Source organism: Desulfosarcina variabilis str. Montpellier, assembly GCF_048565275.1.
Taxonomy (GTDB): Bacteria; Desulfobacterota; Desulfobacteria; order Desulfobacterales; family Desulfosarcinaceae; genus Desulfosarcina; species Desulfosarcina variabilis.
The window spans coordinates 3,485,548-3,506,792 of the sequence record NZ_CP159846.1 but is presented as its reverse complement, the minus strand read 5'-3'; the positions used below and the strand labels follow the sequence as shown (position 1 = coordinate 3,506,792).

28 protein-coding genes are annotated in these 21,245 nt (G+C 49.8%); 19 read left to right on the top strand and 9 right to left on the bottom strand.

Translation table 11 applies throughout. The annotated features are described in order from the left end of the window. Positions 1-36: 36 nt before the first annotated feature. The 3 genes from Dvar_RS15875 to Dvar_RS15865 all read right to left on the bottom strand — a co-directional run bounded on the left by Dvar_RS15875 (position 37) and on the right by Dvar_RS15865 (position 4,868). Complete coding sequence (locus tag Dvar_RS15875; protein WP_419662666.1) at positions 37-2,010, bottom strand: polysaccharide biosynthesis protein; 1,974 nt, start codon at positions 2,008-2,010, stop codon at positions 37-39. A gap of 70 nt (positions 2,011-2,080) precedes the next feature. Beyond that, on the bottom strand, positions 2,081-3,580 hold the full coding sequence (gene xrtD / locus Dvar_RS15870; RefSeq protein ID WP_419664119.1) for a VPLPA-CTERM-specific exosortase XrtD: 1,500 nt from the start codon (positions 3,578-3,580) through the stop codon (positions 2,081-2,083). Further along, positions 3,543-4,868 (bottom strand): aminotransferase class I/II-fold pyridoxal phosphate-dependent enzyme, encoded by a 1,326-nt coding sequence (locus Dvar_RS15865; protein WP_419662665.1) that lies wholly within the window; start codon positions 4,866-4,868, stop codon positions 3,543-3,545. The genes xrtD and Dvar_RS15865 overlap by 38 nt, the downstream gene beginning before the upstream one ends. Before the next feature lie 421 nt (positions 4,869-5,289). Between Dvar_RS15865 and Dvar_RS15860 the strand changes: the two genes are divergently transcribed. From Dvar_RS15860 to vapC (Dvar_RS15845), 4 genes are all read left to right on the top strand, one after another. Continuing rightward, positions 5,290-5,535, top strand: a complete 246-nt coding sequence (locus tag Dvar_RS15860) for a ribbon-helix-helix protein, CopG family (RefSeq protein ID WP_419662664.1) — start codon at positions 5,290-5,292, stop codon at positions 5,533-5,535. Continuing rightward, positions 5,532-5,933, top strand: coding sequence for a putative toxin-antitoxin system toxin component, PIN family (locus Dvar_RS15855; RefSeq protein WP_419662663.1), 402 nt, complete (start codon positions 5,532-5,534; stop codon positions 5,931-5,933). Before Dvar_RS15860 ends, Dvar_RS15855 begins: the two co-directional genes overlap by 4 nt. A 280-nt stretch (positions 5,934-6,213) precedes the next feature. After that, on the top strand, positions 6,214-6,450 hold the full coding sequence (gene vapB / locus Dvar_RS15850) for a type II toxin-antitoxin system VapB family antitoxin (protein ID WP_419662662.1): 237 nt from the start codon (positions 6,214-6,216) through the stop codon (positions 6,448-6,450). Then, on the top strand, positions 6,450-6,854 hold the full coding sequence (vapC, locus tag Dvar_RS15845) for a type II toxin-antitoxin system tRNA(fMet)-specific endonuclease VapC (RefSeq protein ID WP_419662661.1): 405 nt from the start codon (positions 6,450-6,452) through the stop codon (positions 6,852-6,854). The genes vapB and vapC (Dvar_RS15845) overlap by 1 nt, the downstream gene beginning before the upstream one ends. 18 nt (positions 6,855-6,872) lie before the next feature. On the opposite strand, the gene Dvar_RS15840 is transcribed toward vapC (Dvar_RS15845), so the two are convergent. Further along, complete coding sequence (locus tag Dvar_RS15840) at positions 6,873-7,481, bottom strand: hypothetical protein (RefSeq protein ID WP_419662660.1); 609 nt, start codon at positions 7,479-7,481, stop codon at positions 6,873-6,875. Between the two features lie 254 nt (positions 7,482-7,735). On the opposite strand from Dvar_RS15840, the gene Dvar_RS15835 reads away from it, so the two are divergent. After that, positions 7,736-7,966 (top strand): antitoxin, encoded by a 231-nt coding sequence (locus tag Dvar_RS15835; protein WP_419662659.1) that lies wholly within the window; start codon positions 7,736-7,738, stop codon positions 7,964-7,966. After that, entirely contained in the window at positions 7,963-8,373 is a 411-nt protein-coding gene (gene vapC, locus Dvar_RS15830; protein ID WP_023400164.1) for a type II toxin-antitoxin system tRNA(fMet)-specific endonuclease VapC, read from the top strand. The genes Dvar_RS15835 and vapC (Dvar_RS15830) overlap by 4 nt, the downstream gene beginning before the upstream one ends. A 423-nt stretch (positions 8,374-8,796) precedes the next feature. Here the strand turns inward: vapC (Dvar_RS15830) and Dvar_RS15825 are convergent, their stop codons facing one another. Then, on the bottom strand, positions 8,797-9,222 hold the full coding sequence (locus Dvar_RS15825) for a hypothetical protein (RefSeq protein ID WP_419662658.1): 426 nt from the start codon (positions 9,220-9,222) through the stop codon (positions 8,797-8,799). Between the two features lie 435 nt (positions 9,223-9,657). Between Dvar_RS15825 and Dvar_RS15820 the strand changes: the two genes are divergently transcribed. The 11 genes from Dvar_RS15820 to Dvar_RS15770 all read left to right on the top strand — a co-directional run bounded on the left by Dvar_RS15820 (position 9,658) and on the right by Dvar_RS15770 (position 17,785). Then, complete coding sequence (locus Dvar_RS15820) at positions 9,658-10,038, top strand: HEPN domain-containing protein (RefSeq protein WP_419662657.1); 381 nt, start codon at positions 9,658-9,660, stop codon at positions 10,036-10,038. Further along, a complete protein-coding gene (locus tag Dvar_RS15815; RefSeq protein ID WP_023399639.1) occupies positions 10,017-10,337 on the top strand; it encodes a nucleotidyltransferase domain-containing protein in 321 nt (106 codons plus the stop codon). Before Dvar_RS15820 ends, Dvar_RS15815 begins: the two co-directional genes overlap by 22 nt. A gap of 356 nt (positions 10,338-10,693) precedes the next feature. Then, the gene (locus tag Dvar_RS15810; RefSeq protein ID WP_419662656.1) at positions 10,694-10,960 is read left to right on the top strand and encodes a DUF1778 domain-containing protein; all 267 of its coding nucleotides are present in this window, start codon (positions 10,694-10,696) and stop codon (positions 10,958-10,960) included. Between the two features lie 737 nt (positions 10,961-11,697). Then, on the top strand, positions 11,698-11,928 hold the full coding sequence (locus Dvar_RS15805; protein WP_419662655.1) for an AbrB/MazE/SpoVT family DNA-binding domain-containing protein: 231 nt from the start codon (positions 11,698-11,700) through the stop codon (positions 11,926-11,928). After that, a complete protein-coding gene (locus Dvar_RS15800) occupies positions 11,925-12,329 on the top strand; it encodes a type II toxin-antitoxin system VapC family toxin (RefSeq protein ID WP_419662654.1) in 405 nt (134 codons plus the stop codon). The genes Dvar_RS15805 and Dvar_RS15800 overlap by 4 nt, the downstream gene beginning before the upstream one ends. Before the next feature lie 460 nt (positions 12,330-12,789). Then, a complete protein-coding gene (locus Dvar_RS15795; RefSeq protein WP_419662653.1) occupies positions 12,790-13,035 on the top strand; it encodes a hypothetical protein in 246 nt (81 codons plus the stop codon). Next, positions 13,032-13,418: a type II toxin-antitoxin system VapC family toxin gene (locus Dvar_RS15790; RefSeq protein WP_419662652.1), complete on the top strand. Its 387-nt coding sequence runs from the start codon at positions 13,032-13,034 to the stop codon at positions 13,416-13,418. Before Dvar_RS15795 ends, Dvar_RS15790 begins: the two co-directional genes overlap by 4 nt. 109 nt (positions 13,419-13,527) lie before the next feature. Continuing rightward, positions 13,528-14,784, top strand: a complete 1,257-nt coding sequence (locus tag Dvar_RS15785; protein WP_419662651.1) for a hypothetical protein — start codon at positions 13,528-13,530, stop codon at positions 14,782-14,784. Between the two features lie 690 nt (positions 14,785-15,474). After that, entirely contained in the window at positions 15,475-16,617 is a 1,143-nt protein-coding gene (locus Dvar_RS15780) for an ATP-binding protein (RefSeq protein ID WP_419662650.1), read from the top strand. A gap of 494 nt (positions 16,618-17,111) precedes the next feature. Beyond that, on the top strand, positions 17,112-17,366 hold the full coding sequence (locus Dvar_RS15775; RefSeq protein ID WP_419662649.1) for an AbrB/MazE/SpoVT family DNA-binding domain-containing protein: 255 nt from the start codon (positions 17,112-17,114) through the stop codon (positions 17,364-17,366). Further along, on the top strand, positions 17,363-17,785 hold the full coding sequence (locus Dvar_RS15770; RefSeq protein WP_419662648.1) for a PIN domain-containing protein: 423 nt from the start codon (positions 17,363-17,365) through the stop codon (positions 17,783-17,785). Before Dvar_RS15775 ends, Dvar_RS15770 begins: the two co-directional genes overlap by 4 nt. Positions 17,786-18,008: 223 nt before the next feature. On the opposite strand, the gene Dvar_RS15765 is transcribed toward Dvar_RS15770, so the two are convergent. The 3 genes from Dvar_RS15765 to Dvar_RS15755 all read right to left on the bottom strand — a co-directional run bounded on the left by Dvar_RS15765 (position 18,009) and on the right by Dvar_RS15755 (position 19,788). Beyond that, positions 18,009-18,512: a DUF3368 domain-containing protein gene (locus Dvar_RS15765; protein ID WP_419662647.1), complete on the bottom strand. Its 504-nt coding sequence runs from the start codon at positions 18,510-18,512 to the stop codon at positions 18,009-18,011. Then, a complete protein-coding gene (locus Dvar_RS15760; protein WP_419662646.1) occupies positions 18,509-18,766 on the bottom strand; it encodes a UPF0175 family protein in 258 nt (85 codons plus the stop codon). Before Dvar_RS15760 ends, Dvar_RS15765 begins: the two co-directional genes overlap by 4 nt. 653 nt (positions 18,767-19,419) lie before the next feature. Next, positions 19,420-19,788: a GxxExxY protein gene (locus Dvar_RS15755; RefSeq protein WP_419662645.1), complete on the bottom strand. Its 369-nt coding sequence runs from the start codon at positions 19,786-19,788 to the stop codon at positions 19,420-19,422. A 352-nt stretch (positions 19,789-20,140) separates the two neighbouring features. Here Dvar_RS15755 and Dvar_RS15750 point away from each other — a divergent pair, with 352 nt between their 5' ends. Both Dvar_RS15750 and Dvar_RS15745 read left to right on the top strand, forming a co-directional pair. Further along, on the top strand, positions 20,141-20,398 hold the full coding sequence (locus Dvar_RS15750; RefSeq protein WP_419662644.1) for a DUF4160 domain-containing protein: 258 nt from the start codon (positions 20,141-20,143) through the stop codon (positions 20,396-20,398). A 4-nt stretch (positions 20,399-20,402) separates the two neighbouring features. After that, positions 20,403-20,648 (top strand): DUF2442 domain-containing protein, encoded by a 246-nt coding sequence (locus tag Dvar_RS15745; RefSeq protein ID WP_419662643.1) that lies wholly within the window; start codon positions 20,403-20,405, stop codon positions 20,646-20,648. Between the two features lie 186 nt (positions 20,649-20,834). Here Dvar_RS15745 and Dvar_RS15740 read toward each other — a convergent pair whose 3' ends face one another. Continuing rightward, positions 20,835-21,197, bottom strand: coding sequence for a four helix bundle protein (locus Dvar_RS15740; RefSeq protein WP_419662642.1), 363 nt, complete (start codon positions 21,195-21,197; stop codon positions 20,835-20,837). Between the last annotated feature and the right edge of the window lie 48 nt (positions 21,198-21,245).

Here is a 21,245-nt window from a genome sequence, read left to right as displayed (position 1 = left end):
CACTGCGCAAATGACCTGTTTTATCGATTCCATCCTTCAATTGGGCAGTTCCGCGTTGCGGCGTCCATCGGCCAGACGTCCGGCCGCGCCGGTGTTTCCGACGTCAGGGTCCTGGCACGTCGGGTCATTCAGGCGCTGGCAGCGGTAACCCGGGACCAGTTCGACGAACCGGTTCAACAACGCGGTCTCGTCCTTTCTCTGGATGACGGTCTTCATGACCGCGATCTCGGCAGCCATCCGGTTGTGGTCCACGGGCGCGCACTGGGCCGTGCGAATACGCGGATGCCGCGTGGGCATCAGTATTTCCGAGGCATTGAACAATTCCTCGTACATCTTCTCACCGGGGCGCAGGCCGGTAAATTCGATCGCGATGTCTTCATGGGGCTGCATGCCGGAAAGGGTGATGAGCTTCTCGGCCAGGTCCATGATTTTGACCGGCTCGCCCATGTCCAGGACGAAAATTTCACCGCCCTTAGCCATCCATCCCGCCTGGAGCACCAGTTGCACCGCCTCGGGAATGGTCATGAAAAAGCGCTCGATATTCGGGTGTGTGACGCTAACCGGCCCGCCCGTTTCAATCTGGCGCTTGAAGATCGGCACCACACTGCCGGCGCTGCCCAGCACATTGCCGAAGCGCACGGTCATGAACCGGGTGCCGGCCGGGTCGTCCATGCTCTGGACGCACATTTCGGCAATGCGTTTGGTCACGCCCATGACGTTGGTGGGGTTGACCGCCTTGTCCGTGGATATCATCACAAAGCGTTTGACACCGGCTTGTCGGGCGGCGCGGGCCGTGTTGTGGGTGCCGATGATGTTGTTGTAGGCCGATTCGATGGGCACGCTCTCCATCAAGGGCACATGCTTGTAAGCGGCCGCATGAAACACGACATCGATGCGATGCACGCGCATCAGATGCGCCAGGCCGGCCGCGTCGTTGACCGAAGCGATTCTGCTGTGGATGGAAACATCGGGATAACGCCCCCGGATCTCGCGTTCGAAATCGTAGAGGCTGTTTTCGGCCCGGTCCAGAATGACCAGCCGCCGCGGCTCGGAACCGGCCACCTGCCGGCAGATCTCGGAACCGATGGAGCCGGCCCCGCCGGTCACCAGCACCGCCTTGCCCTTGAGAAAGGCGCGGATCCTGTCCAGTTCGATCTGCACCGGCTCGCGGCCGAGCAGGTCCTCGATTTCCACGTGGCGCAGGTTCTTGATGCTGACCCGGCCGTCCATGATCTCGCCAAAATGGGGAATGATCTTGAAGGTCACCTTGAGAAATCGCAGCTGCTCGACCACATCGTTGATCTGCCGGCGGGTCGCGCCCGGCCAGCAGATGATCACACTGTCCAGCAGGCCCATGCCCCGATACTGCTTTTTGAAATGTCCCAGGCTCAGTACGGTGACATCGGCGATGCGGCCGCCGTCGGAGCGGTCGGATTCTTCGGGATCGATGATGGCCACCGGCCAGTAGGCCGCTTTGGGATCAGTCGTGATATCCTTTAAAATCGGCTGAATCCTGAACACCGGGCCCAATAGCAGAATGCGTTTGCGGTTGCGCATGCTGCCGCCGACCAGATGCACCTCCCGGAAATTTCTCACCAGCAGGCGAATGCCGCTGCAGAGCATGCCGCAAAACATCATGTCCAGAAGATAGACCTGACCGGCAATGAAAATTCGGTCCCAGACAAGGCTCAAGCCGTAGACCAGAAGGGTGCTGATGATGACCGCGTGGATGATCTTGACCACGTCACCGAGGCTGACGAACCGCCACATGCCGGTAAACAGACCGTAGTAGTGAAACACCGCCAGCCGGATCAGCAGCAGCGGCCAGACGGTAACCACGAACATGTCCACCAGGTAGCGATCGAGCAGCAATCCGTTGAAAAACAGCAGGCTGTAGAAATAGCTGGTAACGATCAGCATCGTATGGATCACGATGTTGATCAACAGGCGATAGGGCAGCATCCACTGAATGATCCGGTGCATCACCGGTGAATCGACAACGTTGTTCAATACAGCCATCATTGTTTAAAACCCATTGTTTAAAATCCTGTTGGTCCTTACCGTTTGAGGCGTCTGGTGATCATGGCAGGTATGTGTCCAGCGTTCGGGCGGTCAGCAAGGCAAAGCGGTCCAGTTCCCGTCGGGCGGCAGGGACCTGGTCCTGGGCGTTCAAAGGCATGATCAACCGGACCAGGGCGCCATCGGTGCGGCGGCGGAAAATCCCGTCCCAGACCATGTAGAACTTGGCCGCCCACTCGCTGGTAAAGTTGCGGTCACGGCCCTGGTACCAGAAATAGGCCAGTTGCCAGGCGCCGTTTTTCTCCACCAGCATTTCGTTGATCTTCAGCATCTGGTCGCCGGTCCCGGGCGCCCCTCTTAACGTGCGCACCCGGTTGCTGCGGATACTCCAACCCGCCCCGGGCAGGCAAAGGCGCGGCGAATGAATGAAATCCCCGCCCTTTTTCTGATGGGCATAGTACGCCGTGTAAAAATCGATGGGCGGATGGCCCTTTTTCTGGTAGGCGATCATCGTATAGGCCTGTCCGCCGACCCGCTCCCAGATCTCCGGGGCCATTTGCGCCCGTTGCCCGTCCCGGCCGTCCAGGGTCAGGGGGAAGTCGTCCAGGGTCTGCTTCAGCGCAACGGGCGGCACATCGCCCAACACGTTCACGGTCAGGGGACTGACCAGGCACACGGCCAGGGCAATGGCGGTGGTTGCGACCGCCCGCTTCCAATTGACCGTTTTGATGGGCCTGGCCGGCCGTCTCGACGGGGGCCGGGGCGCCGGCGGCTGCGCGCGGCCCGGGAGCCGGTTCAACACCGCGGCGATCACCATGAACAGGGCAAAGGCGGCCGTGAACACGGCCCAGCCGGAGAAGTCGTGAAAAAAGCCTTCGGCCACCTCGGTCCCCAGGTAGCGGGCCAGGATGCCGGTGCCGACGATTCTGACAATGTTGGTGGCCAGGGCCAGGGGAATGGTAATGCCGATCAGCACCGTGCGTTTCCACCCGGCCATGGGCCTGAAAAAGGCGATCACCACCCCCATGCACAGCAACGGCAGAATGAACCGCAACCCGTTGCAGGCCTCCACGATCTGAAACTGGCCGAACCCCATATCGATGATGTTGCCCTCCCGGTAGGCCAGAAACCCGAGGGCGTTGAGCAGATGGACAGAGATCGTCGAGGCCATGATCTGCAACGGGAAGGTGATGCTGCGGTACACGAAGCCGGGCAGGGGCAGCATGAAATAGAGCAGCAGCAGCGGCAGGGCCAGGGTGCGCACCACCGCGCGGCCGTGCATCCACCACAGGGCACCGATGAAAAGCGTGATCACGGCCGCCCGGGTGGTAAACAGCTCCGCGCCCAGTTCCCCCAACCCGAACAGGATCACGGCAAAGAGCATGAGCAGAAGCCCCCGCAAGTCGGCCCGCAAGGCAAGCGCGGCCAGGGCTTTGCGCCGCTCCCAGACCAGCAGCAGACAAATGGGCGGAATCATCATGCCGTAGGCGTAATCGTCGCTGCGGCTCCACTGGCTAAACAGCTTAGACCAGGTGCCCCAGAACGTCAGGATTACCGCCATTGCCACGGCCAGGGTCTGCGCCACTGCCATCTTGCCGGAAGTTGTGTCTGCGTTGTCTGAAACCGCCACTGTTTTGGATCCTTTCATGGTGAAGCCGGGTGATCACATCCACCACGCGCTCGAGGTCTCCGGCGTCCATCGCCGTTCCCGACGGCAGGCAAAGTCCGCTGGCAAACAGGGCCTCGCTGACGCCGCCGCCGACCACCCGGCAGGCCACCGCCCTGCCCCGCTCGAAGCAAACGTGTGAACGGGCATCTGCCGCATCGATCTGAACGGGGGAAATCGCCTTGAAAACCGGCTGTAGGTGCATGGGTTTCCAGACCGGTCGCGACTCGATGTTCTCCGCTTCCAGAGCCAGCCGCAAGGTCTCGTAATCGGCCCCGAACCGGTCAGGGTCGACAAAGATCACCGTCAACCAGCGGGTGCACTGGCCGTAGGATGCCTCGGGCATAAAATAGATGCCGGGCACCTGCGCCAGCGCCGATTTATAGGCGAAGAAGATTTCCCGTTTGCGCCGCACGCGCTGGTCGATGGACTCCAGTTGCCCTAAACCCACGGCGGCCAGCAGATTGCTCATGCGGTAGTTGTAGCCGATGGTGTCGTGCTGGTAATAGGGCGCGTCCTCGCGGGCCTGCTGGGACAGGAAGCGGGCGTGCCGGATCAGCGCCGGATCATGGGATGCCAGCACCCCGCCCCCCGACGTGGTGATGATCTTGTTGCCGTTGAACGAATAGATGGCCGCGGCCGCCCCCACGCCGGCGTGCCGGCCGTTGCAGGTCGCCCCCAGGGCCTCGGCGCTGTCGGTGACCACCGGCACCCCATACCGGTCGCAGACCGACAGGATGCGCGTAAGGTCGGCGCACTGGCCGTAGAGATCGGTCGGCAACACGGCCCGGGGCAGTCGGCCGCGGGCCGCGCAGCGTTCCAGTTCCTTGGCCAGAAGAACGGGGTCCATGTTCCAGGTAGCGGGGTCCGCATCGATGAATACGGGCCGTGCCCCCTGAAAAACAATGGGCGACACACTGCCGATAAAGGTCAGCGTGGAGGCAAACACCTCGTCGCCCGGCCCCACCCCCAGATTGCGCAGGGCCAGATGGATGGCCGCCGTGCCGCTGGAAAGGGCCAGCACATGGGGAATCCCCACATAGTCGGCAAAAGCCTGTTCAAAGGCGTCCACCATGGGCCCCACCGGTGCGATGTAGTTGCTCTCGAAGGCTTTTTGTACATAGGCCAGTTCATGGCCGTTCATGTGCGGCGGTGAAAGAAAGATGCGTTTTGGATTTTTCATGGTAGTTTTTGGGTGATGGGTGAGGTGTAAGGTGTAAGGGCAGATGACCGATCATTTTCCCTTGTTCAGCAGCCTTTTTTCACGTCTGTGTCTTTCTGTGTGGGTCCGTGGCTGCCCACTGACCTCTGACAAATATGTGAACAGTAATGCATGATGTTTGAGCGAGACGCGCGGGAAATGCGGGAAACGCGAGAAACAGTTTACGGTTTACAGTTGACGGTCAACCAAATTCGTCCCTCGCCATAGCGACTTGTCAGGGTGTAGTTTAAAGCACGAAGACCGAAGCGGTCATCCCTCGTCCATCGTGCTGTTCCGTCCTCCGCCCTACAGCTTCTGATCAGTTCACCGGTCACGATCTATCATTGACATACAGCCCAATTGTATATACTGTTACTACAATTAATACAAAAGAGGAGGCTTTATGGCTTCACAATTAGTGATTCGAATCGACGATGAACTGAAACAAAAGGTGACACAGTTTGCCATGGCTGAAGGGAAAAATGCCAGCCAGGTTGTGCGCGAGATGCTCGAACATTATGTCACCGACCGAGACATTGGCGGCTATATTGACAGTTTGTGGCAACGGATCGGCAACAAATTAATTGAAAAAGGCGTCGGGCCTGACTCGATTGAAGAAGCGATTCTGTCAGTCAGGCGAAAATCATGATTCGTGCTGTGATCGATACAAACATTTTTGTATCATCTTTTTTCGGGGGCAATCCTCGAAAAGTCATCGACCTATGGAAAAACGGACAACTGTGGCTATGCCTTTCACCCGGAATCGTCGATGAATACATCGAAGTCCTTCATCGGCTCGGATTGGACAAAGAAGATGAGCTGGAAGCGTTGCTGCGTTTCTTTGCACGAGGGCATTCTATCATTTTTACGCACCGAACACCTTCGCTAAAAATCGTTGCTGATGATCCTGATGACGATAAATTCATCGAGTGTGCGGTGGCATTGAACGCAAGGGTTGTTATATCTGGAGACAAAGCTTTGCTTGCTGTCAAAAACTACATGGGAATCAGCATCTTGACCCCCAAAGCGTTTTTGGACCAGCACTGAACCCGTAAGGCGAAAAAACACCCCGACATTCATCGGAAAGCTAAATACATCCAGATTCTTATGCGGCTTTCGCATCCACAGATCAGTCTTCGCAGGAAGCTACGCCCAGACAAGTTTACACAGATTTCACGGATTTAAAAAAAGGATATCAATCAATCTCCAGTCTTTTAATCTGCGCCAATCTGCGTAATCTGCGGATCTCTGTTGTATATCCCTTTGACATATCCCAGGAGTTGTTCTAAAATACACAAAAAAGCGAATCACATGGAGGCCTACCGTTATGGGATGTGTAAAAACAAAAATCTTTAAAAGCAATCGGAGTCAGGCGGTCCGTCTGCCCAAGGAAGTCGCCTTTGCGGAAACAATCAAGGACGTTGAAATTGTCGCCATCGGAAACCGGCGGATCATCTCACCAGTCGGCCAGTCATGGGATGAATGGTTCGATGGCCCCGGTGTTTCCGACGATTTTATGAACGAGCGACAACAGCCTGAAGATCAGCAGAGAGAGAATTTTTGATGCTGAAGTATTTGTTGGACACCAATATTGTCATCTATACCATGAAAAATCGCCCTCAACGGCTTAAACGACGATTCCAGGAGCATCATGGACGCATGGCAATCTCTGCGGTAACGCTTGGGGAGCTGGTGTTTGGTGCCGAGCATTCGCAAGAGGTGGAAAGGAACCTGGCAGACATCGAGTCATTTGTGGCGCGGCTTGACGTTTTACCATTTAACAATACGGCTGCCTACCATTTTGGCCAAATCCGCGCGGCACTGTACCGTATTGGAAGGCCAATTGGCCCCTATGATATGATGATCGCCGGTCATGCCCGGGCCAATGGCCTGATTCTGATCACAAACAATACCAACGAATTCGAACGTATCCCCGGCTTGCTGATTGATGATTGGAGCAGGAAATGACGCCAATCCAATTTCTTTTCACTGATCACACAGCCCCCTGACCTCTGACAAATATGTGAATAGTAATGCATGATGTTTGAGCGAGACGCGCGGGAAATGCGGGAAACGCGAGAAATGGTTGACGGTTGATGTTTGAGCGAGACGCGCGGGAAATGCGGGAAACGCGAGAAATGGTTGACGGTTGACGTTTGAGCGAGACGCGCGGGAAATGCGGGAAACGCGAGAAATGGTTGACGGTTGATGTTTGAGCGAGACGCGCGGGAAATGCGGGAAACGCGAGAAATGGTTGACGGTTGACGTTTGAGCGAGACGCGCGGGAAATGCGGGAAACGCGAGAAATGGTTGACGGTTGACGTTTGAGCGAGACGCGCGGGAAATGCGGGAAACGCGAGAAATGGTTGACGGTTGACGTTTGAGCGAGACGCGCGGGAAATGCGGGAAACGCGAGAAATGGTTGACGGTTGATGTTTGAGCGAGACGCGCGGGAAATGCGGGAAACGCGAGAAATGGTTGACGGTTGATGTTTGAGCGAGACGCGCGGGAAATGCGGGAAACGCGAGAAATGGTTGACGGTTGATGTTTGAGCGAGACGCGCGGGAAACGCGAGCAACGGTCACGGTCAAACAAAATCTTCCTTCGTCCCTCGTCCCTCATCCATCGTTCTTTTCCGTCCTCTGACATCTGACATCTGACATCTGACATCTGACACCTGACACCTGACCTCCGACCTCTGACCAAAATCTGCGTCAATCTGCGTAATCTGCGGATCGACCTCCAACCGCCGGTCCCAGCACCAGCACCAATTGTCAGCTTCTATTGACAAAACGCCAAAATAATATATATATTTTGTACACACACAATCAACAGCAAGGACGGTAACAATGGATACAGCAAAAATATTTAAAAATGGCAACTCCCAGGCGGTTCGCTTGCCCAAGGCATACCAGTTCGATGTCTCCGAAGTTCAAATTTTTCGGCGGGGAGATGAAGTTGTTTTAAAACGTAAGCCTCGAAATCTTTCCAAAGCATTTGAATTGCTTACTGAAATGTCTGATGATTTCATGGACGAAGGACGCTGCCAACCATCGATTCAGGATAGAGAGTCGCTATGACTGTTATGCTGGATACGGATATCTGTATCTATACGATCAAGCGTAAGCCCATTAGTGTGCTAAAACGACTTGAATCACTTCAGCCCGGCATGGTTGTCATGTCCGCGATAACCTTTGCCGAACTAATGAATGGCGCAAAAAAAAGCCTTTTTGTGAAAGACAACATAAAGCGTTTAAATCTTTTAAGTGAAATAATCGATGTCATTCCTTTTGATAAAGATGCTGCCGTCATTTATGGCGATGTTCGATCCGATCTTGAGAAGCGAGGTATGGTGATTGGCGGTAACGACTTGTTTATTGCCGCTCACGCACTGAGCCTCGATCTTTCCCTGGTAACCAATAATCTTCGGGAGTTCAGCCGCGTCAAAGGATTGAAGCTTGAGAATTGGGTTGCCGATGATACATAAGATCAATGAGTCCAATGCAATGGGCAGAAAAATGAATAAATTCCTCTATCCTCCCGCTCTTACATAACAGTTAACTTGAACAACCGTTGATCTGGTGGGTGGGAGACGTTTGAGCGAGACGCGCGGGAAATGCGGGAAACGCGAGCAACGGTCACGGTCAAACAAAATCTTCCTTCGTCCCTCATCCATCGTTCTTTTCCGTCCTCCGACCTCTGACCTCTGACCTCTGACCTCCGACCTCCCACTCTCCCACTCTCCCACTCTCCCACTCTCCCACTCTCCCGCTCTCCCGCTCTCACGCTCTCACGCTCTCACGCTCTCACGCCCTGTCGCATTAACGCTCTCTCGTCGTTTTAAGAATCTGCGTAAACTTGTCTGGGCGTAGCTTCCTGCGAAGGCTGATCTGTGGATCGGTTTTGCCCTCTAATCTGCGCCAATCTGCGTAATCTGTGGATCGCTTTTGCCCTTTATTGAATTGCCTTCTGAATCATGATCGAGATCCGGCACCAACCACAACGCCATATCATCCCACTCGCCAGGGGGCAGCCAGCGCTGATTGTCTACAACCGCACCTGTTGCCTGAATCGTGGGCCGATAATCAATGTAATCACAAACAGAATATGGCAGAATAAGCGCCCCATCATTTGATCCCAGATTCGGCATGTGTCCGGTGGATGTATCGTATAGTGAGGTCAGCCATTCTCCGGCTTTTCGGATTCGCTCGATAAATGCAGCGCTGAATTCAACCCCGTTTGCTCGTCCCAGTTGGACAGCCCATAAGCAGGCATGCAGCATTACACTTAATGATTTGTTCAGCGGTTGGTATGGCTGAAACAGATGCCATACCATCAGCGAAAAAACGGCCTGTGACCCTTAGATCGGGGATAGCCTCCCAAGATTGAATGGGGGTTTTACGTTCAAGGATCCCTGCTCGAAGCTTCAACGTGTACCACAGCCGACCATCACCCATTTTGGGCCGAATCGTTTGATGATTTCTGGAAGTTTTAAAAGATCCACAGATCAGTCTTCGCAGGAAGCTACGCCCAGACAAGTTTACGCAGATTTCACAGATTATTTTTTTACGTTATGGGTGCGATCTTCATGAAGTTAGACCGGGCACCAGCGGTCAGGTCAATTTTAATTTTAATCATCGATTTCAATTAGTTGTACATAACTTTTTTAAACATAAAAAAGGCAATTGCTAAAATATGACTTTACACGATACGTCTTAAGTGATTAGTATTAAAAACCAACATATTGAAATCATATGTAATTAGCAAAAACATGAAAAAAAAAACCGCAGAGTGGCTAAAACAGTCCGATTATGACATGGATACCGCAACATATATGCATGAGGGTGGTCGGCACATTCACGCGGTTTTTATGTGCCACCTTTCCATCGAAAAGGCACTTAAAGGCCTGTACTATGAAAAAAGTGGACAGATCCCCCCTAAATCACACAATTTAATTTACCTTCTAAGCAAAATTGGGCTTCAACCGCCCAAAAGCCATGGCAAATCTATTGTGAAACTGAATGAAGCCAGCATTCCCACCAGGTATCCAGAAAATCTTTACAAACTCCAGCAGATATACCATGAAGCCGTCGTCAGGGACATTATTCTGGAGGGGAAGGAACTTGTTCAATGGATAAAGCAGCAGTTGTAGAGATTATCGGCAAGTTCCACCAGGGTCTGCTTTCCCGAGGAATTGGGCCAAACAAAATCGTACTGTTTGGTTCCTATGCCACGCATAGCCACAGGGAAGACAGCGATATCGACCTTGCCGTCATCTCGGATGACTTTAAAAAGATGAATTACTGGGAACGTATTGACCTTCTTACCGAGGTTATATTTGAAATTTTTGCCCCCATAGAAGCGACGGCATTCACCCAGGAAGAATGGGAACGCGGAGATTCATTTGTTGCCGATTATGCTAAAAATGGAGAAATCTATTTTGCCGCTTAGGTTTGTATCGATTACCTTCACGCCCGCATCGCTCAAACCGAAAGGTTTTGCAACCTTTCCAATCATAATCGCACGGCACCCGGAAATTGTGTGATTACTATTTGCTAAGCTAAACCGATAAGGCTGCCAGGAATAACCCTTTGCGTCTCAGCGCCTTTGCGTGAGTCCAATCAGTTTCTTTTTTAATCTGCGCCAATCTGCGTAATCTGCGGATTGATGGATGGGAAAAACATAGATCCACAGATTACGCTGATTTCACAGATTAAAGACTGATATCACATACAATATTATTTTCATTGCCATTTTGGCACCAGCACGTTAAAAAAATGACCTATTATGGCATATGGAGGTGAAACATGTCGATGAAAACAGAACGCATATCTGCCCGCGTACCCGCGCATGTACATCAGATGCTGCGCCAAGCGGCGGACCTTACCGGGGCTACAGTCAATCAATTTTTAGTCCAGTCCGCCTTGGAACGGGCCCATACGGTAATTGAACAGGAACGTATAATTCAGCTTTCAGGGGAATCGGCCAGGAAATTTTTTGATGCCATCGAAAATCCGCCCCTCCCGAACGAAAAACTGAAAGCTGCCTTCCGGAAACATCGGGAACTTTTATAGATGCTGCACATACAACTTACCCTATAGTCTGCGTAATCGGCAGACATTTATCCACAGATTACACGGATTACACGAATTTTAATGATTGAAGAAGGCTGACCTGCTTAACAGTGACCCCACACGCTCACACCCTCACGACATCACAACGTCAGTAGCAAATCTTTTTTTCGTCTGTGTCCGTTTGTGTAGGTCCGTGGCTGCCCACTGACCTCTGACAAATATGTGAACAGTAATGCATGATGTTTGAGCGAGTCGCGCGGGAAATGCGGGAAACGCGAGAAATCGCTGGCGGTTGATGTTTGAGCGAGACGCGCGGGAAATGCGGGAAACGCGAGAAATCGCTGGCGGTTGATGTTTGAGCGAGACGCGCGGGAAATGCGGGAAACGCGAGCAACGGTCACGGTCAAACAAAATCTTCCTTCGCCCCTCGTCCCTCATCCATCGTTCTTTTCCGTCCTCCGACCTCTGACCTCTGACCTCTGACCTCCGACCTCCCACTCTCCCACTCTCCCACTCTCCCACTCTCCCGCTCTCACGCTCTCACGCTCTCACGCCCTGTCGCATTAACGCTCTCTCGTCGTTTTAAGAATCTGCGTAAACTTGTCTGGGCGTAGCTTCCTGCGAAGACTGATCTGTAGATCTCTGTTGCGCTTCCAGTGGCATCCTAAAAGTTTGACAATTTACCCACTACGTTTTACGATTTGAAAAAACGTTAAACTTTTTAAAGGTTGGATGTCATGGAAACGTTAAAAGTTTCAGCAAAAGGGCAGGTCGTTCTGCCCGCACGCATTCGAAAAAAGTACGGGATACACCCGGGTGGGAAAATTCAGCTGCTCGAATACGACAACCTGATTTATCTCATTCCCCCTTCGGAAGACCCTGTAAAAGAAGCGAAGGGTTGCTTACCGCCGAAACCCTCTTTGTCGAAACAGCTTCTCGAAGAGAGACAGAGGGATTCTAAAAAATGAACCCATCGTACATTTTTGACAGTCACGCGCTTTTGGCATTCTTCCAGAACGAAGACGGTGCAGATGTTGTTGAAAATATTTTGACAAAAGCCGTTAAGCGGCGCACTGAAAGATTGCTGTGCATCATCAATCTTGGCGAAATAATCTACATGACGAAAAGGCGGTTCGGTGATGTAAAAAAAATAGAGATACTGGGGCGCATCCAGGCACTCGGTTTAAAAGTTATCTCCGTTTCAGATGATATGGTTTATGCGGCTGCAGAGATAAAGGCGGAATACGCGATTTCCTATGCCGACTGTTTTGCCGTAGCGTGCGCCTTAGCGTACTCAGCCACCATTGTTACCGGAGACCCCGAATTTAATAAAGTAGCGGATCTCACCCCGGTGGAGTGGATACGGTAACCCTAATCTGGCCCCATCCTTTAATCTGCGTCAATCTGTGGATCAGTGAATGAATTGCCACAGACACACACTGACGCACACGGACAAAATGCAATGTCAGGGGCTGATCTTTTTCATGTCTGTGTCTTTCTGTGTGGGTCCGTGGCTGCCCACTGACCTCTGACAAATATGTGAACAGTAATGCATGATGTTTGAGCGAGACGCGCGGGAAATGCGGGAAACGCGAGAAATGGTCACGGTCAAACAAAATCTTCCTTCGTCCCTCGTCCCTCATCCATCGTTCTTTTCCGTCCTCCGACCTCTGACCTCCGACCTCTGACCTCTGACCTCCCGCTTTCCCACTCTCCGACCTCTGAGCGCAGCGCTTTGTGAAGACCGATCTGTGAATTATTTATCAAGCAAAATTGACATGAAATGCATTGGGTCATATAGTGAGTCAAAAAGCATCAAGGAGTGAGTCATGCAACAAATTACCATCAGAGGCTTGGAGCCTCAAATAGAACAACAGATCCGAAAAATTGCCAAAAGCAGCCAAAAATCCATCAATCAGGTTATCAAGGAAATTATCTACAAGGAATTTGACAGCGCCCGGCCGCCGTCAGAATCCTTGAAAAAGCTCGCAGGCGGTTGGACCGCGAAAGACGCCATGGAGTTCGAACACGCTATTCAAACCTGCGATGATATTGATGAAGATATGTGGAAATGAAACTGCTTCTGGACACAAATGCCTATGTTGGATTTAAACTCGGCTATCCGGAAGTTGTCGAGTATCTGATAAGGGCAGAACGCATATTGATGTCGCCGATTGTGCTGGGTGAGCTTATGTTTGGATTTCGAAACGGCTCACGTTACGACCAGAATATGAAAGAGCTTGACCTTTTCCTTGCCGATAATGCTGTCATGCGAATTGCGATTTCAGAGATAACATCAGACAGATATTCCAGGATTGCCGCGATACTGAAAAAACAGGGGACGCCGATCCCGTCAAATGATATATGGATAGCTGCGCAGACAATGGAGACAGGCACAGAGTTAGCGACACTCGACAAACATTTTGCTGATTATAACGGATTTAGGGGAGCTGGATGAACATTAGTGTAACATGTTGATTTTTCGTAATATTTAAACAACTAGACTTTTTATTAATGATTTTGTATAGTTAGAGACCATACCCTGGCAAGGAGGTCTCTAACTATACATGGGAAAAGCAGATGCAGCAACATCCACCACCCGACTCAATAGAACCATATGTTTACCATTTTCTCAAGAACCCTATGACAACAAAATCAATTCGGCCGTCGATTTCAGAAAATTTCTGGATGCGCAATATGACCTTTTCCCAGAACTGTTTCCGCCTTCATTTTCCAAAGGCTATCGGATGAAAGATAAGTATCGTTCGAAAAAGCTGTCGATTTGGATCCGCCGTATTAAAGTTGATGGCATCGCCTATACGATACGTCCAGCCTTTGCTATGCCCTATATGACTGGGTTTACAAAGGATGTTGAAAAACCTCTCATGTTGCGCAAGGCTGCTGTTCCCTTCTGGATGTTAGCCTACGGCTTCGGAAAAAACCCGATGTATTGGTACCGAATGGAGACGTCTCTTGGCAAAAACAGCCTCATCGGCACCTCCATTAAAAACCCTGAATACCTGCCCCAGCATATCAGCGCGGATGAAAAACACAGCCGAATCAAGGGCGAAAAGGTCTATGTGCCCTGCACGGTCGGCAACGATTGCATTTTAGGCGTGGCCGTGAAGAAAAGTGCCGGCCAACAGGACCTTGAGGCCGGCTATGGTGTTTTTAAAAAGGAAGCGCAGGACTTGAACCCGACTTACTCTCCGCAAACCTGCAACACGGATGGCTGGATGCCAACCATGAACGCATTCAAGTCATTATTCCCGGCTATGGTGCTCATCTCCTGCTTTTTACACCTTTACATTTCCATCCGAGATCGATCACGGAAAAAGTTCAAAGATATCTTCCGGTTGGTTTCAGATAAGCTGTGGAGCTGCTATCAGGCTAAAAGCAAAGCCTCTTTTGCTCAACGGGTGAGGCGTCTTCACGAATGGGCTTCCTGCCGTGAGATGCCATCTGTCATCATGACCAAGCTTGAAAAGCTGCGCAATAATCTTCCCTCATTTTCAATTGCTTATAACCATCCCGGCGCGCATCGGACAAGCAACATGGTCGATAGGCTCATGCAACGATTGGATCGTTACCTATTCTGCACCCAATATTTCCATGGAAGTCTTGAGGCAGCCGAGCAGGGTATTCGCGGATGGGCACTCATCCAGAATTTTGCGCCTTCAAATCCGAGGACGGTCGCCAAGTATCATGGCTTGCAAAGTCCGGCCGAAAGACTGAATGGCTTCCGATATCATGAGAATTGGTTGCAAAATCTTCTTATTTCGGCGTCACTCGGGGGGTTTAGAGGACCTCCCCAAAATCCGTGATAATCAGACATTTTGTAACTATTCCCGGACTTGTTTATCGTCTTTTCCAGTCACCATCATGAATTGCCACAGACACACACGGACTCACACAGACAAAATGAAGCATAAGTTGACGGTTGACGGTTGATGATAGAGCGAGACGCGCGGGAAATGCGGGAAACGCGAGAAATCACTGGCGGTTGACGATAGAGCGAGACGCGCGGGAAATGCGGGAAACGCGAGAAATGGTTGACGGTTGATGTTTGAGCGAGACGCGCGGGAAATGCGGGAAACGCGAGAAATGGTTGACGGTTGATGATAGAGCGAGACGCGCGGGAAATGCGGGAAACGCGAGAAATCGCTGGCGGTTGACAAGGGCTAATTGTTTACCGTTTACTGTCAACCAACATCGTCCCTCATCCCAGCGAAGCGGTCGTCCATCGTCCATCTATCTGGTCCGACCTCCGACCTCTGACCTCCGACCTCCCACTCTCCCACTCTCCCACTCTCCCACTCTCCCACTCTCCCACTTCCCACTTCCGACCTCCGACCTCTGACCTCTGACCTCTGACCTCTGACCTCCGACCTCCGACCTCTGACCTCCGACCTCTGACCTCTGACCTCCGACCTCCGACCTCTGACCTCCGACCTCCATTTTCAATTATCCTCCCCTTTCTTGACATTATGCAATTTTGAAGTTAGGGTTCAAATATGCATAATATCATCCCCAGAGAAATCACGGAAACGGTTCGCACCCGATTGAAAAACTTTCCTGCCGTTGCACTTCTTGGTGCCCGCCAAGTAGGCAAGACAACAATCGCCGGCATTGTCATTGACCAATTCCCAAAATCAATTTATTTGGATCTGGAACGACCTGCGGACTTGAACAAATTGACTGACCCGGAGGCCTTCTTCGAGCAGTTCAACGATCATTTGATATGCCTGGATGAAATTCAGCGGTTGCCTGATATTTTCCCCATTCTAAGGGGTTTTATCGATCGGCACGGCAGAAACGGCCAGTTTCTGATTCTTGGTTCCGCCTCCAGAGATTTAATCCGGCAAAGTGCCGAGTCCCTGGCCGGCCGGATTTCCTATATCGAAACCACACCCTTCAACCATAAAGAAACCGCATTTTGTGATTCGGCAACCCACTGGCTCAAAGGCGGCTACCCACGGAGCCTGCTATCGGGAAATGATGACATCAGTTTTCAATGGCGTGAGGATTACATCCGAACGTTTCTGGAAAGAGATATTCCCCAACTTGGGTTCCAACTGCCTGCAAATACGATTGGCCGCTTCTGGCGAATGCTGGCACACTGTCATGGTCAAGTCCTCAACGCATCCAAACTGGCTGGGTCCATGGGCGTCAGTTCACATACGATCAGAAAATATATCGATCTGTTGGAACAGACATTCATGGTGCGAACACTGGTACCCTATTCTGGAAATATTAAAAAACGTCTCGTCAAATCCCCCAAGGTGTACATTCGCGATTCCGGAATTCTGCATGCGCTGCTGGATATCGAAACCATGGAAGATCTTTTCGGCCACCCGGTTTATGGATCATCTTTCGAGGGCTTTGTCATAGAAAACATCGTCTCCCGGTTACCGCGCTGGGAGCCATCATTCTATCGGACGTCAAACGGTGCCGAGATCGATCTCGTGTTAACCCGTGGGACGAAAAAAATAGCAGTCGAAATAAAATCGTCGACCACCCCAAAACTTACCCAACGTTTCTGGAATTGCATTGACGACATCTCCCCGGACAAAACGGTCGTCATCGCACCGGTCGATTCCCCCTACCCCATCGCCGACCAGGTGATGGTGATGTCGTTGGCTGATTTCAACGTCTGACTTCTCCCAGCTGGTCGCTCATAGCTGATAGCACGCCGCGCCTGTAAATTAATTGGCATAGACGGACGAAAAAGGGAGGGTGAGGGGTGAAGCGAGACGCGCGGGAAATGCGGGAAACGCGAGAAATGGTTGACGGTTGATGTTTGAGCGAGACGCGCGGGAAATGCGGGAAACGCGAGAAATGGTTGACGGTTGACGGTTGAGCGAGACGCGCGGGAAACGCGAGCAACGGTCACGGTCAAACAAAATCTTCCTTCGTCCCTCGTCCCTCATCCATCGTTCTTTTCCGTCCTCCGACCTCTGACCTCTGACCTCTGGCCCCTGACCTCCCACCTCCCACCTCCCACCTCCCACGCTTACCCCCTACGCCTTCTGCCCTACAGCCCAACGAACCTACCAACCACCATTCCGGTTGACTAAAATCAAAGCTGTGCTATCCTTACAACAAAGTAAGGATTTCAACCATGGTTTAGCTTCTTAAAACGGGGGCACTTATGATCGTCAGTAAACTAACCGCCAAGGGCCAGGTTACGATTCCCAAAAAAGTCAGGGAATTCCTGAACATCGATGTTTCTGACAGGATCGAGTTCACACTGCTGGAAGACGGGAAGGTACTGATGACCAGCCAGCAGAAACCTGCGCAGGCACTATTTGGCATGCTGGGTCACCGTAAACCCGAAAGACCGGTATCTGTAGAGGAAATGGAGGCCGCCATTCAGGACAGACGAAAAAAAAGAGTCGCTAAATGATTGCCTTTGATACCAATGCGATCGTTCGCATGTTGGTTGAAGATGACTTCCGGCAAGCTGAAATCGTAAAAGCGATCGTCACGCAGGTCGAATCCGCAGGCGATCAGATCCTGATACTGCCCGAGGTGCTGATCGAAACCGTTTGGGTGCTTGAAAGTGTCTACCAGTGTACACGCGCTGAAATCTCCGGTTTTCTGGAAACGTTAATTCATACCCCCGCGTTTACCACCAACGATCCAACGGTGATACGGGGCGTGGTTTCCCGGTATCGACACGGCGGTGACTTCGCTGACTTGGTGATTGTCAATCAGGCTAAGCGGTCGAAAGCAAAACGGCTGGTCAGTTTTGATAAAAAACTTCAAAAAATGTTTCCTGATTACGTGGCCGAAACACTCCCACCGACTGCCATCAATGGGTGATCATAGAGCTGTTTAGGACAAAGATAGATCCACAGATTGCGCAGATTTCACAGATTATTCACAAAACGTTAATATTCAAAGTTTCACGGATTACTCAGATTTAAAAAAATAGCTCTTTTGATGCCAATCAAAAAAGAAAATCATTCATTTTCAATTCTTTTAATCTGCGTAATCTGCGGATCACGGATTATTGACAAAACGTTTGTATTCAAGGGAGTTAGCCCTAAATCGAAACAAATGGCTCGCCAGCTTGCTTAAGGATTTCAGCAACAATTGAATCACTAATGTAATACCCACCCTTACGCATTTTTTGAAGCATATCACCGACCTTATCAATCAATTTATGTTTTTTTGCTTCGACTAAGATTCTCGCAGAACCGATGACCTTGAGGCTGTAAATCGTACGTGCTATTTTTCTGGCTTTTCGTTCATCAATGAGAATAAGATTCGCCCCGATTTCACGAGCGAGACTGATTACTTCAGCCTCGCCATGATCAAGAGCCGTTTTTAGCAGTGGGTCGATAGGATTGCTGACTTTTTCAACTGCTATCCAATGTGCATTACGGTATTGGTCCAATCCTGTATTATTTTTCCCTCCCTCCATAACTTCGCTATGGACGGATTCAGGAATTAATACCACTTCAAATAGACTTTTAAGAATATCAAGCCGACCTACCATCGAGAACGCAATTATAGGTCCTGCATTACATACAATTTTTAAAGTCATGGGATTATTTCCGCAAATTCAGCATCAATTTCAGACTGATCCCACTCTACACTGGCCGCATTAAATTGGCGACAGGCCAACAAAAAATCAACCCTATTGACACTTGCCAGTTTTGCAGCCTGCCCTGATGTTAGTCGGCCTAGTTCATATAGTTTTACCGCCAAGGCAAGCTTGGCTTCCTTCTCGAAAATTTCAGGGCTGATATTTAGAACAGCCGGTATTGCCTCAGGATATTCTATTGTTATGGTTTTCATTGCAGCTGCCTTTTAATATTCATTTTTTTAATTTATGATAGCACTGTGCTAATCACCATAACAAGTCAGAATCTTGGTATCTACCCCATTCCAAGGGATTTCATAATTTCCTATCCACAAATCGGCCTTCGCCTAACGCATTTCTAATCTGCGTAATCTGCGGACATTTATCCACAGATTTCACGGATTACTCAGATTTAAAAAAAATAGCTCCTTTGATGCCAATCAAAAAAGAAATCATTCATTTTCAATTCTTTTAATCTGCGCCAATCTGCTTAATCTGCGGACATTTATCCACAGATTTCACGGATTACTCAGATTTAAAAAATAGCTCCTTTGATGCCAATCAAAAAAGAAAATCATTCATTTTCAATTCTTTTAATCTGCGCTAATCTGCGTAATCTGCGGACATTTATCCACAGATTTCACGGATTACTCAGATTTAAAAAAATAGCTCCTTTGATGCCAATCAAAAAAGAAAATCATTCATTTTCAATTCTTTTAATCTGCGCCAATCTGCGTAATCTGCGGACATTTATCCACAGATTTCACGGATTACTCAGATTTAAAAAATAGCTCCTTTGATGCCAATCAAAAAAGAAATCATTCATTTTCAATTCTTTTAATCTGCGCTAATCTGCGTAATCTGCGGATCACGGATTATTTACAAAACGCCTGTATTCAAGGGATTTAGCGCCAAAATTAATCAGCAGCCCAACATTCAGACGGGTTGCCTTCAAATAATTGATCAGCTGGGCTTCTTCGAGGCCCGACAATTTTAACAACGCTTTGATCTCAACAATCACATCTTCAAAGCAAATAAAATCCGGCTGATAGGCTTTGTTCAGGACATTTCCCTTATAGTATACAGGTACTGTTGGCTGTACCTGACAAGGTATGTGCTGATCCTTTAATTCTCTTTCGAGCGCCTCTTGATATACCGCTTCGAGAAATCCACATCCAAGGTCTTTGTGGACTTCCATTGCACACCCAATGATTCGGTAAGTCCTTTCATCATTCATACTAAACACCTCATAATCATTTAAAATTAATTCTTTTCAGATCATGAGGTTTAAATCTTCACACAAAATCCAGGTCTTCGCCAGCCTTTGTTTTTTAATCTGCGCCAATCTGCGTAATCTGTGGACCTCTTTTGCCCTTTAATCTGCGTCAATCTGCGTAATCTGCGGATCGACCTCCGTCCTCAAGCCCAACCGGATTCCGACCCGAACCACCGTAAACCTTAAGTCATGTCTTTCTGCCAATTTCCAAAGATCAAAAGAAATTACATATGTGATCAAAAGATGTTTGTTCTTGCGGCATAAGTGACAAGCCAATATAATTATATCATTGAATGAAATTCGGAGATTTTTTATGCCTGAAATTTCAAGATTTCTCGGGATTATAATAGCAATGTATTACCGGGACCATTCGCCACCGCATTTCCATGCAATCTATGGTGACTATGAAATTACCGTAGAAATAGAATCTGGAATCATCAACGGTCGATTTCCCAAACGAGCGCTTAAACTTGTCTTCGAGTGGTTGGACATTCACAAGGATGAGTTACTTGAAAATTGGCAATTGGCTGAGGGAAGACGACCTTTAAATAAAATACAGCCATTGGAGTAATAAAATGATACCAAAGATTACATCAGCCAAATATACTGAAGGTTACAAGCTTTATCTTCATTTTTCTGACGGATCCGAGGGAGAAGTGAACCTCGAGCCTGAATTAACAGGGGAAATATTTGAGCCTTTGAAAGATCTTTCATTTTTTAAAATGTTTTCTGTCAATCATGAAATACATACCATTGTTTGGCCAAACGGGGCAGACTTTGCACCAGAGTTTCTACGTGAAAAGCTAAAAATCATGGCATAACTGTCATCTTCTTTGCCACAGACACACACAGACTCACACGGACGGAAAAGTTAGGCGTTAGGCGTTAGGCGTTAGGCGTTAGGCGTTAGGCGTTAGGGCAGATAACCGATCATTTTCCCTTGTTCAACAGCCTTTTTTTGTAATCCGTGAGTCGTTAGAGCGGAAGGCGAAAAAAGCGGACAATCCCTAATTTGCCTTTTTTTTGGAACGAATGAATGCGGTTAGCATTTTATCGATTCGTACGAGCGACTCATCAATCTGTCCCCTCTCATCAGCAGATAAATACCTCAATCTCAATGAAATATCCAACTGCGTATCAAGCTCACTGAGTGACCCTTGAGCGATATGCAGGAAATTGATTAACTCCTTGTCAGTCTGACGCGCAGCACCTTCAGCGATGTTGGATGGTATACTGACTGAGCATCTTCGAATCTGACTTGTCAATCCATAAATTTCATTATTCGGGAACCTTGACGTAACTCGATAAACGAATTCAACGAGTTCCATGGAAATTTTCCATACATCCAGATTTTTATGCGGCTTTTGCATAATGCTTGATCTCTCGCACTAGGCGTGAGTCGTTAGAGCGGAAGGCGG